At 66.5% G+C, this 14,503-nt stretch carries 16 protein-coding genes and 2 pseudogenes; 8 read left to right on the plus strand and 10 right to left on the minus strand.

Features of this window, described 5'->3' with window-relative positions; genetic code table 11:
• Positions 1–44 precede the first annotated feature (44 nt).
• Entirely contained in the window at positions 45–491 is a 447-nt protein-coding gene (locus ADT71_RS35600) for a hypothetical protein (protein WP_369818222.1), read from the minus strand.
• Between the two features lie 8 nt (positions 492–499).
• The gene (locus ADT71_RS35605; protein ID WP_369818223.1) at positions 500–1,408 is read right to left on the minus strand and encodes an FAD/NAD(P)-binding protein; all 909 of its coding nucleotides are present in this window, start codon (positions 1,406–1,408) and stop codon (positions 500–502) included.
• A gap of 173 nt (positions 1,409–1,581) precedes the next feature.
• Here ADT71_RS35605 and ADT71_RS10135 point away from each other — a divergent pair, with 173 nt between their 5' ends.
• Positions 1,582–2,181, plus strand: a complete 600-nt coding sequence (locus ADT71_RS10135) for a uracil-DNA glycosylase family protein (protein WP_082370265.1) — start codon at positions 1,582–1,584, stop codon at positions 2,179–2,181.
• Positions 2,182–2,195: 14 nt separating this feature from the next.
• Here ADT71_RS10135 and ADT71_RS10140 read toward each other — a convergent pair whose 3' ends face one another.
• On the minus strand, positions 2,196–2,759 hold the full coding sequence (locus tag ADT71_RS10140) for a GNAT family N-acetyltransferase (RefSeq protein ID WP_231635784.1): 564 nt from the start codon (positions 2,757–2,759) through the stop codon (positions 2,196–2,198).
• A gap of 68 nt (positions 2,760–2,827) precedes the next feature.
• Between ADT71_RS10140 and crtY the strand changes: the two genes are divergently transcribed.
• From crtY to ADT71_RS31280, 6 genes and pseudogenes are all read left to right on the plus strand, one after another.
• Complete coding sequence (gene crtY / locus ADT71_RS10145; RefSeq protein WP_054436501.1) at positions 2,828–4,042, plus strand: lycopene beta-cyclase CrtY; 1,215 nt, start codon at positions 2,828–2,830, stop codon at positions 4,040–4,042.
• Positions 4,039–5,516, plus strand: a pseudogene (locus ADT71_RS10150) (phytoene desaturase). The gene crtY and the pseudogene ADT71_RS10150 overlap by 4 nt, the downstream one beginning before the upstream one ends.
• On the plus strand, positions 5,513–5,947 hold the full coding sequence (locus ADT71_RS10155) for a hypothetical protein (protein ID WP_054436502.1): 435 nt from the start codon (positions 5,513–5,515) through the stop codon (positions 5,945–5,947). The pseudogene ADT71_RS10150 and the gene ADT71_RS10155 overlap by 4 nt, the downstream one beginning before the upstream one ends.
• Positions 5,948–5,950: 3 nt before the next feature.
• Positions 5,951–6,547 carry a TIGR00730 family Rossman fold protein gene (locus ADT71_RS10160; protein ID WP_054436504.1) on the plus strand — a complete coding sequence of 199 codons (597 nt, stop codon included), beginning with the start codon at positions 5,951–5,953 and terminating at the stop codon, positions 6,545–6,547.
• A 69-nt stretch (positions 6,548–6,616) separates the two neighbouring features.
• A complete protein-coding gene (locus ADT71_RS10165; protein WP_054436539.1) occupies positions 6,617–7,630 on the plus strand; it encodes a phytoene/squalene synthase family protein in 1,014 nt (337 codons plus the stop codon).
• A gap of 314 nt (positions 7,631–7,944) precedes the next feature.
• Entirely contained in the window at positions 7,945–8,094 is a 150-nt protein-coding gene (locus ADT71_RS31280) for a lmo0937 family membrane protein (RefSeq protein WP_132268417.1), read from the plus strand.
• A gap of 59 nt (positions 8,095–8,153) precedes the next feature.
• Here the strand turns inward: ADT71_RS31280 and ADT71_RS10170 are convergent, their stop codons facing one another.
• Positions 8,154–9,413: a multidrug effflux MFS transporter gene (locus tag ADT71_RS10170; RefSeq protein ID WP_054436506.1), complete on the minus strand. Its 1,260-nt coding sequence runs from the start codon at positions 9,411–9,413 to the stop codon at positions 8,154–8,156.
• Positions 9,414–9,576: 163 nt separating this feature from the next.
• On the opposite strand from ADT71_RS10170, the pseudogene dinB reads away from it, so the two are divergent.
• A pseudogene (dinB, locus tag ADT71_RS10175) lies at positions 9,577–10,623 on the plus strand (DNA polymerase IV).
• Positions 10,624–10,633: 10 nt separating this feature from the next.
• Here the strand turns inward: dinB and ADT71_RS10180 are convergent.
• The 6 genes from ADT71_RS10180 to ADT71_RS10205 form a co-directional block, all read right to left on the minus strand.
• On the minus strand, positions 10,634–11,158 hold the full coding sequence (locus ADT71_RS10180; RefSeq protein ID WP_054436509.1) for a GNAT family N-acetyltransferase: 525 nt from the start codon (positions 11,156–11,158) through the stop codon (positions 10,634–10,636).
• A complete protein-coding gene (locus ADT71_RS10185) occupies positions 11,151–11,543 on the minus strand; it encodes an NUDIX domain-containing protein (RefSeq protein WP_231635785.1) in 393 nt (130 codons plus the stop codon). The genes ADT71_RS10180 and ADT71_RS10185 overlap by 8 nt, the downstream gene beginning before the upstream one ends.
• A gap of 82 nt (positions 11,544–11,625) precedes the next feature.
• The gene (locus ADT71_RS10190; RefSeq protein WP_054436510.1) at positions 11,626–12,246 is read right to left on the minus strand and encodes a 6-phosphogluconolactonase; all 621 of its coding nucleotides are present in this window, start codon (positions 12,244–12,246) and stop codon (positions 11,626–11,628) included.
• Between the two features lie 122 nt (positions 12,247–12,368).
• Positions 12,369–12,827: a Dps family protein gene (locus ADT71_RS10195; RefSeq protein WP_054436512.1), complete on the minus strand. Its 459-nt coding sequence runs from the start codon at positions 12,825–12,827 to the stop codon at positions 12,369–12,371.
• A gap of 98 nt (positions 12,828–12,925) precedes the next feature.
• Entirely contained in the window at positions 12,926–13,483 is a 558-nt protein-coding gene (locus ADT71_RS10200; protein WP_054436514.1) for a hypothetical protein, read from the minus strand.
• Between the two features lie 28 nt (positions 13,484–13,511).
• Positions 13,512–14,264, minus strand: coding sequence for an HAD-IIB family hydrolase (locus ADT71_RS10205; RefSeq protein ID WP_054436516.1), 753 nt, complete (start codon positions 14,262–14,264; stop codon positions 13,512–13,514).
• Positions 14,265–14,503: the final 239 nt, after the last annotated feature.

Below are 14,503 nucleotides of genomic sequence, written 5' to 3' on the forward strand. Positions count from 1 at the left end.
AAAAGAAGGCCCGGGAGAATCGTCTCCCGGGCCTTTCTTCCGTCTTACAGACCCTCGCCGCCCACCCAGTGCGCATCCGCCAGATAGCGCGCGAGATTCCAGACCTGCCGCCGGATATCCGGGACCGCGACGATCTCCCACGCCTCGCCCTTGGTAACGGGGCCCACCGCGAAAAGCGTATCCTGCGGCTCTCCGTCGATATCGCGCACCCGGCCGAGATGATCGACATCGAGCCCCAGCCTGTGCGCGTCGGAGCGCACCTTGCCCTGCGCCAGAAGGTCCTTCACCAGCGGCGCGCCGCTGCGCATCAGGTCTCCTTCCGGGCCGGTGCAGTTGATCGTGCGCGATACGCCCAGCCGCACCAGTTCGTCCTTCCCGCGCGGACGATAGGCCACCGAGACCCCGCTTTCGGTCGGCTCTGCACTCACGAGCTTGCCCGCGACGAACTCCAGCCGGCCTTCCGCCTCGATCTCGGCGATGCGCTTCGCCACGTCAGGCGCTAGACGGTGGCGGTGGACATCCCAATAGGGACGCAAGTGATGCAGGAACCGCCGCTGCCCCGCCTCGTCGTGGCGGCGCCAGAGGTTCTGGGTATGCGGCCGCAGCTCGTCCACCGCCGCGCGCCAGCCGATTTCCGCCGCCCGCGCACGCACCCGGCGCACGAGCTGCGATCCGCGTTCCTCGGGCGCGGGAACGTAATCCACCGACGGCCCGCTCTCGGCATGGGAAAGCGGCTTGAGCCCGCGCGCGAAAGCGCGGTAATCCTGCCCTTGAACCCGGCCTTGTCGAGCGAAAGCACCATGTCGGCGGCGGTAAGGCCGGTGCCGATCAGGAGGACATGATCGACCTCCTCGATCTTCTCCAGCGTGCCGGGCTGCCACGGGTCGGTGAAGCGGCGATCCTCGGGTATGGCGGCCAGCACCGGATGAGGCGAAGGCGGGAAATTGCCGAGGGCAAGCACCAGGGCCCGCGCCTCGATCTCGTCCCCGTCCGCCATCTCGACCAGGACGCGGCCATCCTCGAAGCGGGCCGAACAGGCTTCGGCATTGACGATCAGCGCGTTCGGCCCCGCTTCCGCCAGCGCCCGGATGAGCAACTCGCGCAAGTAGAGCCCATAGGACAGGCGCGGCACGAAGCGGTTCGCCTGCTCGTCGCCGCTATGGCCGATCCAGCGAAGGAAATTGGCCTGGTCGTCCGGGAAGGCGCTCATGTTGGCGGCGCGCACGTTGAGCAGGTGCTCCGGCCAGCGGGTGCCGAAGGCGAGCCCCTTGGCAAGCTGGGCATCCTTGCGCTCGATCAGGACGACGCGGACGCCGTTGCGCAGGAGGTTGATCGCCATCAGGGTTCCGCTGAACCCCGCGCCGACGATCGCGACGGGAAGCGCGCCGTTTCCATTCCGATTATTCAAGGGCAAGCTCCGTGGCGTATTCTGTGCGATGCCTGTCTAGCGAAGGCATCGGCCTATTATCAACTAAATTGGTTGAGAATATGACATATCGGTTTGGACGGCAGACGAGCCGCCTGCGAACGCCAGCTTAGCAGTCCTTGCGCGAAGGCCAACCTCTCGCCATCTGCCCATGGGTGACAGATCTCCCCGAACTGCTGGAAGCGATCCGCGCCTGCCGGGCCTGCCGGCGCGAGCTGCCGCATGCCCCTCGCCCGGTGGTGCAGGCGGGACGCGGCGCGCGCATTCTCGTGATCGGACAGGCACCGGGGAGCAAGGTCCACGCCAGCGGCCGGGCCTGGGATGACGACAGCGGCGACCGGCTGCGGGAGTGGACCGGGATCGATCCCGCGACATTCTACGACCCGGACCGGATCGCCCACATGCCCAGCGGCTTCTGCTATCCCGGCAAGGGCAAGGGCGGAGACCTGCCGCCCCGCCCCGAATGCGCCCCACTCTGGCACGATCGCCTGCGCGCGGCGCTGCCCGATGTGCGGCTCACCCTGCTGGTCGGCCAATATGCGCAGAAACGGTACCTTCCGCGCCATTTCGCGCCGAACCTGACCGAAGCGGTCCATCGCTGGCAGGAAGCGCCGGAGGGGTTCTTTCCGCTGCCTCACCCCGCCTGGCGCAGCCGCATCTGGATGGCGCACCATGCATGGTTCGAAACGGAAGTGCTGCCGGACCTGCAGGCCCGCGTCAGACATGTGCTGAAAAAGGATCTGCCGGTGGGGTAAGGCCAGGTCGTAAACTAGGCGGAATGCACCGGCAGCGTGTGGTCCCCCTCGCCAAGCTGGCGCTGCATCACGAAGACGTCGAGCCACTTGCCATGCTTCCAGCCCGCGCCGTCAAGCGTGCCGACGGGCCGGAAACCGGCCCTTGCGTGAAGCACGACCGAGGCCGGTTCGCTTTCCGCGATCACCGCGAAGGCCTGCCGGAAGCCGCGCTTCTCGCATTCTTCCAGCAAGGCGTTGAGCAGTCTTCCGCCGATCCCCCGGCCCACGCTTTCCGGCCGGACATAGATCGTGGTCTCGACACTGTAGAGATAACCCGCGCGCGGGCCGTAGCGGTGTGCGAAACCGAAACCGAGCACGCGCCCTTCGCCTGCCTCGTCATCGGAATCGGCGCGGACGACAAGAAAAGGATAACCCGCATCGACGATATCGCGAATGCGGCGTTCACTTTCCATGATGTCAGGCGGTTCTGTCTCGAAAGTCGCGGTGCTTTCGATCACATAGTGAGCGTAGATCTCGGCAATGGCTGCAGCATCTTCGATCGAAGCACCGCAGACGGTCAATTCCTCGGTCATTGTCATGACAATGCCGCAAAGCACCCGCCCTGCCAAGTTGCAGCAGGCACAACCTGTCCTTAAACGGTACCAAGATGGCAATTATTTCCTGCAACATGGCAATTCTGGGCGGAGGCCTCGCCGGTTCGCTGATCGCGCTCGCAATGGCGCGCCACCGGCCGGACCTGCGCGTACTGTTGATCGAGCGCGGCGAAAGCCTGGGGGGCGAGCATGTCTGGTCGTTCTTCGAAAGCGATGTAGCGCCCGCGCACCGCGATCTGGTGGAACCGCTGATCGCGCGGCGCTGGTCCGGCTACGACGTCCATTTCCCCGGTTACTCGCGCCGTCTCGGCACGGCCTATGCCAGTGTGACCAGCCGCCAGCTCGACGAAGTGGTCCGCGCGGCGCTTCCCGCGGACGCCCTGCTGACCGGCGCCGAAGTGCGCCAGGCCGCTCCGACCGGCGTTATCCTGGCGGACGGGCGCGAAATCCGCGCCGATGCCGTGATCGACGCTCGCGGCGCTCATGGCCTGCCGTACATGTCCGGCGGCTGGCAGAAGTTCCTTGGCCGGATGCTGCGCCTCGCCGCGCCCCACGGGCTTGACCGGCCGGTCGTGATGGATGCCCGCGTCGCCCAGCACGACGGCTATCGCTTCATCTACTGCCTGCCTTTCTCGCCCACCGAAGTCTTCGTAGAGGACACCTACTACTCAGGGGATGCCGCGCTCGACGTTGCCAGCCTGCGCGAGAGGATCGGGGATTACGCCGACGGTATGGGTTGGCACATCGAATCCGTCACTTATGAAGAGACCGGCGTGCTGCCGGTCATCGCGGGCGGTGATTTCGAGGCATTCTGGAACCACGCCGACTGGAACCATCCGGGCAGCCTGCCGGTTGCCCGTGCAGGAGTGCGGGCCGCGCTCGTCAATCCGATGACGTCCTATTCGTTTCCCGATGCTGTAAGATTCGCCATGCACGTGACCGCACTCGACAAGCTCTCCGGCGAGAGCCTAGGAAGGACAAGTCATGCATGGGCCGCAAATCACTGGCGCGGGGGGCGCTTCTACCGGATGTTGACGCGCATGTTGTTCGGCGCCGCCCGTCCCGATGAGCGGCGCGCCGTTCTCGAACGTTTCTACACCCTGCCCGAAGGACTGATCGAGCGGTTCTACGCCGGCCGCCTCACACCGGCCGACAAGGCCCGCGTGCTCTGCGGCAAGCCTCCGGTGCCGATGGGCGCGGCGATGGCCAGCCTTGCCGGGCGCGGCCACCCACTGGCGGACCTCGACCCGAAAGGCGGCAATCGATGAAGAAGGCCTGCGTCATCGGCGCCGGGTTCGGCGGCCTTTCCCTCGCCATCCGCCTGCAAAGCGCCGGGATCGACACCACCCTTGTCGAAGCGCGAGACAAAGTGGGCGGCCGAGCCTACGTCTGGGAGCGTGACGGCTTCACGTTCGACGCCGGCCCCACCGTCATCACCGATCCCGACGCCTTGCGCGAACTCTGGACGCTTTCCGGGCATGAAATGGCCGACGATGTCGACCTGATGCCGGTAATGCCGTTCTACCGGCTCAACTGGACCGACGGCGTCACGTTCGATTATTCCAACGACGAAATCGCACTGCGCCGCGAGATCAACCGCGTCGCCCCGCGCGATGTGCCCGGCTACGACGAATTCGTGCGCTATGCCGCCGGGGTCTATCAGGAAGGCTACGTCAAGCTGGGGCACGAGGCGTTCCTGGACTTTTCCAGCATGGTCAAGGCCGCCCCGGCGCTGGCCCGCTACCAGGCCTGGCGCTCGGTCTATTCGATGGTCAGCCACTTCGTGAAGGACGAGCACCTGCGGCAGGCGCTCTCGTTCCACACCCTGTTGGTGGGCGGCAACCCGATGACCACGAGCGCGATCTACGCCCTGATCCACAAACTGGAGAAGGACGGCGGCGTCTGGTGGGCCCGTGGCGGCACCAACAAACTGGCGCAGGGCATGGCCCGCCTGTTCGAGCGGCTGGGCGGGCAATTGCGCCTCGGCGAGAAGGTCGTGCAGATCCACACGCTCGGCGACCAGGTGACGGAGGTCGAGACGGACAGCGGCTGGAAACAGCGGTTCGATGCCATCGCCAGCAACGGCGACCTGATGCACACCTACCGCGACCTGCTCTCCGGGAACCAGCGCGGGCAGGACATGGCGCACAAGCTGAAGAAGAAGCGCTTCTCGCCAAGCCTCTTCGTGGTTCACTTCGGCCTCGAAGGCACCTGGCCCGGCATCCCGCACCACACCATCCTGTTCGGCCCGCGCTACAAGGGCCTGCTCGACGACATCTTCGAGCATGGCGTGCTGCCGCGCGACTTCTCGATCTACCTCCACCATCCGACCGTTACCGATCCCTCGATGGCGCCGGCGGGCAAGAGCACGTTCTACGCCCTCGTCCCGGTAGCCAACATGGGCAAGTTGCCGATCGACTGGGACGAAGCCGGTCCGATCCTCGAAAAGCGCGTGCTCGCCGAAGTCGGTCGCCGCCTGATCCCCGACATCGACGACCGTATCGTCACCCGGTTCCACTACGCCCCGCCTGACTTCGAGCGCGATCTGGGCGCGTATAACGGCAACGGCTTCAGCCTCGAACCGCTGCTGACGCAGAGCGCCTACTTCCGCGGCCATAACCGCGACGACAAGCTGAAGAACTTCTACCTCGTCGGCGCCGGCACGCATCCCGGCGCGGGCATTCCCGGTGTCGTCGGCTCTGCCAAGCCACCGCCAGACTCATGCTGGATGCCCTGAAGTGAGCCGCGCGCTCCACGCCCTGAAAGTCGCCTGGGGGTGGACCGGCGTGGACTTCGCCGAAGAGGTGGCCCACAGCCTGATGGGCCACATGCTGCTGATCGACCGCGAAGGCATCTTCCACTACCTCGACCCCGATCTCCTCAGCCTGTCCCGGCTGGGCGACGAAGCTGCGGCGCAGGCCCACATGGCGCTGGACGAAACCAAGGCCATCTGGCGCGCAGACGCCCTTGTAGACGCGGCAACGCAGCGGCTCGGCTTCACCGCCACGGGGGAAGTCTACAGCCGGACGCTTTCCGCGATCCTGTCGGGCGACTATGGGCATGAAAATCTGGTCCGGATCGACCTTGTCGACCTGATCTACCTGACCGGCGACCTCGCCCGGCAGACCCGCGATCTGCCGGACGGCGCGCGGGTACAACTGAAGGCTACCTGAGTCATGAAACGCATCGCCGTCTACTGCGGCTCCGCCACCCCCGCCGATCCCCGCTACGTCCAGCTTGCCCATGACGTGGGCGCCGCCCTTGCCGCGCGCGGCATCGGCGTTGTCTATGGCGGTGGCCGCCTCGGCCTGATGGGCGCCGTGGCCGCCGGCGCGCTCACACAGGGCGGCGAAGTGATCGGCGTGATACCCGAAGCGCTCACCGGCGCTGGCGGCAAGGGCGGCGAAGTCGCCAATCACGATTGCACCGAGCTTTACGTCGTCAAGACCATGCACGAGCGCAAGGCGGAATTCACGCGCCTGTCGGACGGCTTCCTGGTCCTGCCCGGCGGCGTCGGCACCATGGACGAACTGTGGGAAGCGGTGAGCTGGGCCCAGCTCGGCTATCACGACAAGCCGGTGGGCGTGCTGAACTCCTTCGGCTTCTATGACGGCCTGCTCGCATTCAACCGCCACATGGCCGAAGTCGGCTTCGTGCGGCCCGCCCATCAGGGCATCATCCTGGCCGAGACCGAGCTGGACCTCCTGCTCGACCGCATGCACGCGCACGAGCCGATCGTCCCGATCGTCAGGATGGACCCCAGCACGCTGTGAGGCTTTCGGGTGCCGACTGAGAAGCTCCTCGAAGCCGCCCTGCGCGGCGCCGCCCTCCGCTCCGGGCCGCTGGACCGCGCGCAACTCGTCAAGGAGGCGCGCCGGTCCATCCGCAAGGGATCGAAGAGCTTCGCGGCGGCCAGCCGCCTGTTCGACCGCGAAACGCGCGAGCGGGTCTGGCTGCTCTACGCCTGGTGCCGCGCCTGCGACGACATCGCCGACGAACAGGACCACGGCCACGCCATCGGCCCCGTGCGGCTCGGCACCCGCCTCTCGCCCGAGGACCGGCTGGCAACCATCCGCACGCTGACCGAGCTGGCCATGGCCGGCGAAACCACCGGCACGCCCGCTTTCGACGCGCTCGGCCAGCTCATGCGCGAAGTGCCGCTGACCGCCGCCATGGTGGATGACGTGCTGGCCGGCTTCGCGCTGGATGCGGCGGACTGGCGGCCTCGCTGCGAGGCGGACATGCTGCGCTACTGCTATCACGTGGCAGGCGCGGTGGGCGTGATGATGGCGGCGGTCATGGGCGTATCGCCCGACGACGACGACACGCTGGACCGGGCCTGCGATCTCGGCATCGCCTTCCAGATCGCCAATATCGTGCGCGATGTCTGGGAGGACGACGCGCAGGGCCGCTGCTACCTGCCGGTCGAATGGCTGGTGGAGGCGGACATCCCGCCCGGCGAAGTCACCAAGCCGCACTATCGTGGCGCGCTGGTGCCGATGATCGCCCGCGCCTGCGCGCTCGCGCGGGACTACGAGGCATCGGCCAGGATCGGGGCTGCCCGGCTGGCCTTCCGCCAGCGCTGGGCGGTGCTGTCGGCCGCGAACATCTACGGCGGCATTGCCCGCGAGGTGGAGCGGCTCGGCGCCCATGCCTGGGACCACCGCGTACACACCACCCGCGCCGAAAAGCTCGCCCATGTCTGGTCCGCATGGAACGAGGCGCAGGCGGGTAATCAGAACGATCCCGACCGGATGGCGGGCGGCGGGCCGGAAAGCGCAGCCGAGCCTGCGGGCACAGCGCCCCGCCCGGCGCTGTCACGCCGCGAGCTCAGGGAAATGGGCCTGCGGAAATAACCTGGGCTGGCGTGGCGAGTGTCGCGGGCCGGCACAGGATGCGCCATGCCCGCGAACTGTCGTCGTTGCGACGTAATTGGGTGGACCCGAAGAATTCGCGGCGAGATGCGCCCAAGGGCGATTCGCGGTCGCGAGGCGACCATGCCTTGGCCGCCCCTGTCCGGCAATCGCCGGTCATGGCAGCATTCCATCGCCTGCCCCGAAGCCGGGACGAACCGTTTTCCCGGTGGAAATCGCGAAGCTTGTCCAAAAAATCCGGGAGCCTCGAACGATACCGAGCGTTGCTGCTTTGTAACGAACAAGGGAGAATCGCCATGCTCTTCACCATTGCCGCCATCCTGCTGGTCCTGTGGCTGCTCGGCTTCGTGGTGTTCCACGTGTCCAGCGCGCTCATCCACGTCTTGCTGGTGATCGCCATCGTCGTGGGCCTCGTCCAGCTGTTTCGCGGCGGCCGGGCCGTCTAGCCCTCAGGCAGGTAAGCGGGGGGCACCGGCTCCCCGTATTACCGATAAAGGCCCCTCGCTCAGGGCCGCTTGCCTGCGGGATAATAGCCCGCAGGATAGTTGAGGCGACGGAACAGGCGGCCTCGCTCGGAATAGAGCACGAAGACAAGCGCCGTCAGGCCCGCTGCCACCATCGAGCCCAGGATCGGTCCGGGCGTGCCGTCGTAGGCCTGCCCGATCAACGCGCCCAGAACCGCGCCCATAACCATCCTTACGAACGACATGATCGAGGCCGCCGCCCCGGCCGTGCGCGCGAAAGGCTGGATCGCGATCGACTGGAAGTTCGAGCCGATGAAGCTCATCATGCACATCGAAAAGGTCATAAGCGGGACAAAGACCCACAGCGTCTCCCCGTTCAGGGCCAGCACGAAGTGCAGCACCGAACTGGCGATATAGCCGAACAGCGCCGTCTGCGACACGCGCCGCGCACCGAAGCGCTGGACGATACGCGAATTGGCGAAGTTGGTCATGGCCATGACCAGCGCCATGCCGCCGAACACCGCCGGGAAGAAGAACCCCGCGCCGAAGTGCTCCGCCACCAGCTGCTGGGCACTGTTGATGTAGCCGAACATCGCCCCCTGAACGAAAGCGACCCCGAACAGGTAGCCCACCGCCTCGCGCGTGCGCAGCGTCAGCGCCATGTTGGTGGCGATCACCCGGGGCCGGATTTCCTGCCGGTAATCGGGGTGCAAGGTCTCCGGCAGGCGCAAGGCCGTCCATGCGTAGACACAGGCGCCCAGCACGCTGATGAGGCCGAATATCCAGCGCCAGCCGGCAACCAGCATCACGCCCTGCCCCACCATCGGCGCGATCATCGGCACGACCATGAAGGTCATCGACACCAGCGACTGCATGCTGGCCATGCGATCGCCTTCGAACCGGTCGCGAATGACGGTCATCGGCATGACCATCAGCGCGGACGTGCAAAGTCCTGCCACCGCGCGCGCCGCCAGCATCATCGGAAAGCTGGTGACCAGCGCGCAGGCCAGAGCGCTCAGCACATAGGCGCAGATCGCGAAAAGCAGCACGGGGCGGCGGCCGTAACGGTCCGCCAACGCGCCGGGAACCAGCGAGCCGAGCCCGGTGCAGATCAGGAACACGCCGACGATCAGCTGCCGCTGGTTGGGGTCAGGGACCGCCAGGTCACGGCTGATCTCGCCGAGCGCGGGCAACATGATGTCGATCGAGAGCGCCTGAAGTGCCTGCAGGGCGGCCATGAGGGCGACGAACTCGACCCCCCGCATCGGAAAGGGCGCGGGATTCGCTGTGTCGGAGGTCATGCACGGCGCATTGCAGCACTTGCGCCGCAGTGGCCAGCAATTTCGCGCCGCGGATAGCGCTTTTCCCGGCGCAGGGACTATATCTGCCGCCATGTCATCGCGCGAAGCAGAATCGGCAGAGGACCGCGAGGCCGACGGCCTGCGCAAGGTGATCCATGTCGACATGGACGCGTTCTACGCCAGCGTGGAGCAGCGCGACGATCCCTCGCTGCGGGGCAAGCCGGTGGCGGTGGGTGGTTCCTCCCTGCGCGGCGTGGTGGCGGCGGCCAGCTACGAAGCGCGCAAGTTCGGCGTGCGCTCCGCCATGCCTTCCGCCCGCGCGCGCGGCTCTGCCCTGACCTGATCTTCCGCAAACCCCGTTTCGATGTCTACCGCGAGGTCAGCCAGCAGATCCGCGCGACTTCCACGAACTATACCCCCACGTGAACCGCTCTCGCTTGACGAAGCCTATCTCGACGTCACCGCCGACCTCAGGGGAATCGGGTCAGCCACCCGCATCGCCGAGGAGATCCGCCGCCGCATCAAGGCCGAAACCGGGCTTACCGCCAGCGCCGGGGTGTCCTACAACAAGTTCATCGCCAAGCTCGCAAGCGACCAGAACAAGCCTGACGGTCTCTGCGTGATCCGCCCCGACCAGGGCGCGCAGTTCGTGGCGAGCCTGCCGGTTCGCCGCTTTCACGGCGTCGGCCCGCGCGGCGCGGAAAAGATGGCCCGCCTCGGCATCGAGACCGGCGCGGACCTGCGCGAAAAGGACATTGCCTTCCTGCGCGCCCATTTCGGCAGCTTTGCGGAGTATCTCTATCAGGCTGCCCGGGGCGTGGACCTGCGACAGGTGCGCGCCAACCGCCCGAGAAAATCGGTCGGCGGCGAGCGCACCTTCTTCGACAATATCCAGGGCACCGAGGCCCTGCGCGAAACGCTGGACAACATCGTAGACATCGTCTGGGACCGCATCGAGCGCGCCGCGACCCGTGGCCGTACCGTCACGCTCAAGCTGCGCTACGCCGACTTCCAGACCCTCACCCGCGCCCGCTCGCTCCATCATTTCGTGGCCGACAAGGCGGAATTCTCCGCACTCGGTCATGGACTGCTGGAGGAACTGCTGCCGCTGCCGCAACCGATCCGCCTGATGGGCCTGACCCTCTCCGCCCTCGAACGCGGGGAAGAGGACGTTCGCCCGGCCAGGGATGGGCAGCTTTCGCTTCTTTAGGCCTGGACTTTCACCCCTGCCGCACGAGCACGATCCGCGCGCCGGCTTCGCCCGCCAGCCGGTCAACTTCCCGATATCCAAGCTTTCGGGCCAGCCCGAGCGAAGGCAGATTCGCCTCGGCAATCACGCAGGCGGTGCGGCGGGGGCCGCGTCCCTCGAACCACGCGATCGCGGCCCGGCCTGCCTCGCTCCCATAGCCCAGCCCGTGAAACCCCGATGCCAGCGTCCACGTCATCTCGATCTCGGTCTCCACCAGAGGTCCAAGATCGCGCAGGAAGCGTGCATGCCCCAGCTTGCCGACGTAACGGCCGGAGGCTCTCTCCAGAACCGTGAACTGGCCGAAACCCTCCAGCGTCCAGTGCCCCACGTCTCGCTGAAACCGCGCCCATGCCTCGGTACGCAGGAGCGGACTGCCTCCGATATGGGCGACCACCAGCGGATCGCAGAACATCTGCCGCATGGGCTCGAAATCCCCCCGCTCTGGCGGGCGAAGGCAGAGACGCTCGGTCTCCAGCATGATCCCCGCATCAGGCATATTCGGCGATCCACTGCGCCAGTTCGGCGGGAAGCCGCGCCGGTATCCGATGGGGCAGCGCCCCCAGCGGGAAGAACCGCGCCTCCACGAGTTCGCGGCCATCCACGCGCGGCACATCGTTGGTCCTGCCGGCAACGACATGGACATGATTGCTCGCGCCGACGAGATCCTCGGTGACGAGAACGAGCAGGCGAACATCCGCAAGCGCGCAGCCGGTCTCTTCCAGCAGTTCCCGCCGTCCGGCGGAGAGCGCATCTTCACCGCGATTGAGCCCGCCGCCGGGGGGCATCCAGCGGCCGGAGCCATAGGAATGCCGCACCAGCAGCACCCGGCCTTCACCATCGAGCGCAAGCACCCGCACGCCGTGCAGTTCCGGCCGCCACACCTTCCACACCTGCCGCCGGCCCCAGTGTGCCGCGCGGTAAAGCGTACGGTGGAGCGCGCCGGAAGCCGGTGCAGCAGCCAGTTCAGCAGAAACACGTGACCTTGTGCCGCGCCGCGCGCAGCAGCCGGGCAACCGGCAGATCGTGCTCGCCCTTGACCGCGGCATCGAAGACCGCGCGCTTGTCAGCGCCGCGGATCACGAACATCAGCTCGTCGCTGTCCGTGAGCGCCGGGATGGTCAGGCTGAGCCGGTCGAAGGGCGCCTCGGGCGGCAACGGATCGGGCGTAAGGCGGCGGATTTCGCGGGGATCGTCGATCTGCGGATCGGTGTTCGGGAACAGCGAGGCGATATGCCCGTCACCGCCCATGCCAAGCCAGGCGACCGCGAAATGCGGCGGCCGGGCCTCTTCGGTCAGCGCCACGACGCGCGCGCCCACCGGCTCGAGCCTTGCCCGGATCTTGCCGACATTGCTGGCGGGGTGATCCTCGTCAACGATGCGATCGTCCCCCGGCCAGACCGAGATGCGGTGCCAGGGAAGGTCCATCTGCGCCAACCGGTCGAAAATCGGGAAAGGCGTCGAACCGCCGGGCACGGTGATCGCGATGTCGTCGGGACTGGTTGCAAGGGCAGCCCTGAGGCGCTCCGCGAACCAAGCGGCAATGGCGCCATCGTCGGCACCTTCGATGATTTCGAGTTTCGGCATGAGCTGGACTTAGGCCGGTTTTTGTCTCTGCGCGAGGAGAGACTTCGGGTTCGGTCCGCGTTGGCGGTGCCGAAATGCCGGTGCGACGCTCGCCACGGCTGTAGCGAGCCGGTCGCGCATTCTCAGGCAAGAATCTCGCGAAGGAACCAGGCGCGCTGTTCGGCCTGATCGGTCCAGTCATCGATGATGCCGTCGGTGGCATTGTCGCCTGCTTCGCCTGCCAGTTCCTTGGTTTCCTTGAGTGTGGCGACGTAAGCGGTGTTGTCCTCGAACAGTTGCTTGACCATGCCCTGCGCGTCGAGCGAGGTATCATCCTCGTCCTTTACGGAAGTCTTGGCGGCGATCGAGCCGATCGAGGTCAGGGTGGTGCCGCCCAGCTTGCGGACACGCTCGGCGATCAGGTCGGTCAGGCCGAAAATCTCGGTTGCCTGGGTGTCGAACAGCAGGTGCAGGTCATGGAACTGCGGGCCGCGAACATGCCAGTGGAAGTTCTTCGTCTTGACGTAAAGCGCGAAGGTGTCGGCGAGCAGCCCGTTCAGGCTGTCGATCAGAGCGGCCTTGGAATTGTCCTTGGAAGTCATGCCGTGTTTCCCTCGTTGCTGTTCGGCCTATGCCGTCCGGTGAACTATGTAGATTTGTGAACGCGGAAGTGAACCCCCGGTTCTCTATCAATTTCCGATCAGAGTATCGAAGATTCCCGAAGGAACAGCATGAGCGCAGCGCAGACCAGCAGGAGGCCGACGCCCCGCCTGATCCAGCCCGCCGCCGGAGCGCTCGAAAACTGCGGGAAGGCCCAGGCCATCCCCGCCAGTATCCCGCCGCCCAGCGCGCCTGCCACCCCGGATGCCACAGGCGCTGCCATACCCACGCCCATGGCGAAGACGATGAACCGGGCGGCATCGGCGATCTGGCTGGCCAGCAGCACCAGCAGCAGTGCGCCGAGCGAATTGGTCGGCTCCTTCGGCCGGCGGCGCGGGACTAGGATCAGGGACTCAAGCCCGGCAAGACCCACGGCGAATGCGGCGAAGATCATCCGTGCCGGAGGCGGTAGCTGGGCGAGCATGAAAGCCGCCGCCCATGACGCACCCGCGGCGGTCAGCCCTGCACTGAGCAGGGCCGCCAGCAGGACGCCGGGCCGCGGCCCCTGCCTTGCGGCGAGGCCGGATATGGTCATCTGGTCCCGCGCACCGAAACCGGCGAGCAGGACGGCGATGAAAGTCAGGTAGAAAGCGGGCATCCGGCTTCCCGCGAAGGCGCCGCTGCCGTCAGCCCGCCTTCTGGCAGGCGACGATCGCGGCGACGACGTTGGCGGTATCGGCGGGATCGCGCACGCAGATCGTGTCGAGCCCCATGGCCTTGGCCGGATAGTCGTTGCCACCGGGGAAGATGGCATCGCCGATGAACAGCATGTCGGCTTCGGCCACGCCGCTATGTTCGGCAAGCCGCTTGAGCCCCCAGGCCTTGTCCACGCCCGGCTGGGTCACGTCCACCGAAGTGGCGCCGCCGAGATTGACCGAAACGCCGGGCAGGCGCTTCACGAGATCGGCCTGGATCACCTTGCGCTTGGCGAAGTCCGGGTCCCAGAGCTCCTTGGCATGAAGCGGAGCCTGCTGGCCCAGGGCGGAGAACGTGATCTGGCTACCGCGATCCTCGATCCGCTCACCCCAGGTTTCCTCGGGCGTGAAGCCGGTGGCGGCAAGCGAAGCGTCGAACGCTTCGAGAATCTCGCGCTTCTGTTCTTCGGTGAACAGTTCGGCATAGACCGGCGTCCAGGCGCCGTCGCGGTGGACATAGAGCTTGGCGCCGCTGGTCGGCATGAGCCAGAGCCGCGAACGATCGGCATCGGCGGGAAGACGGCTGGCCACTTGCTTGTCGAACTGCGGCCAGTCCCCTCCGGAGATCACGGCAACTTGCGCCACTTCGAGCAGCCGCGCCATGAGTTCGGCCATTTCGTCGGTCAACGGCTGCTTGCTCAGCGCCAGGGTCCCGTCGAGGTCGAACGCTACGATCTGCTTCATTTCATGCCTTCCGCGATGCGATAATCCGGGCCCCTGCCATCATCCGGCCGGGAAAGAAATGTCGGACCTGCACCATTACGATGACAAATCCCCTACCGTTGCTCCCGATGTCCGGCCCCCGGACCCGGGCGCCTGCCGTCCCTTACTGGTTGACGGCACCGGATAGCTTGCCGACCTTTTGCACACCTTGGACGGTGGTGACCAGTATGTCGTTTCCATCGACGACGACGACGACGTTT

The sequence above is a fragment of the Novosphingobium sp. ST904 genome (genome assembly GCF_001298105.1).
Lineage (GTDB): Bacteria > Pseudomonadota > Alphaproteobacteria > Sphingomonadales > Sphingomonadaceae > Novosphingobium.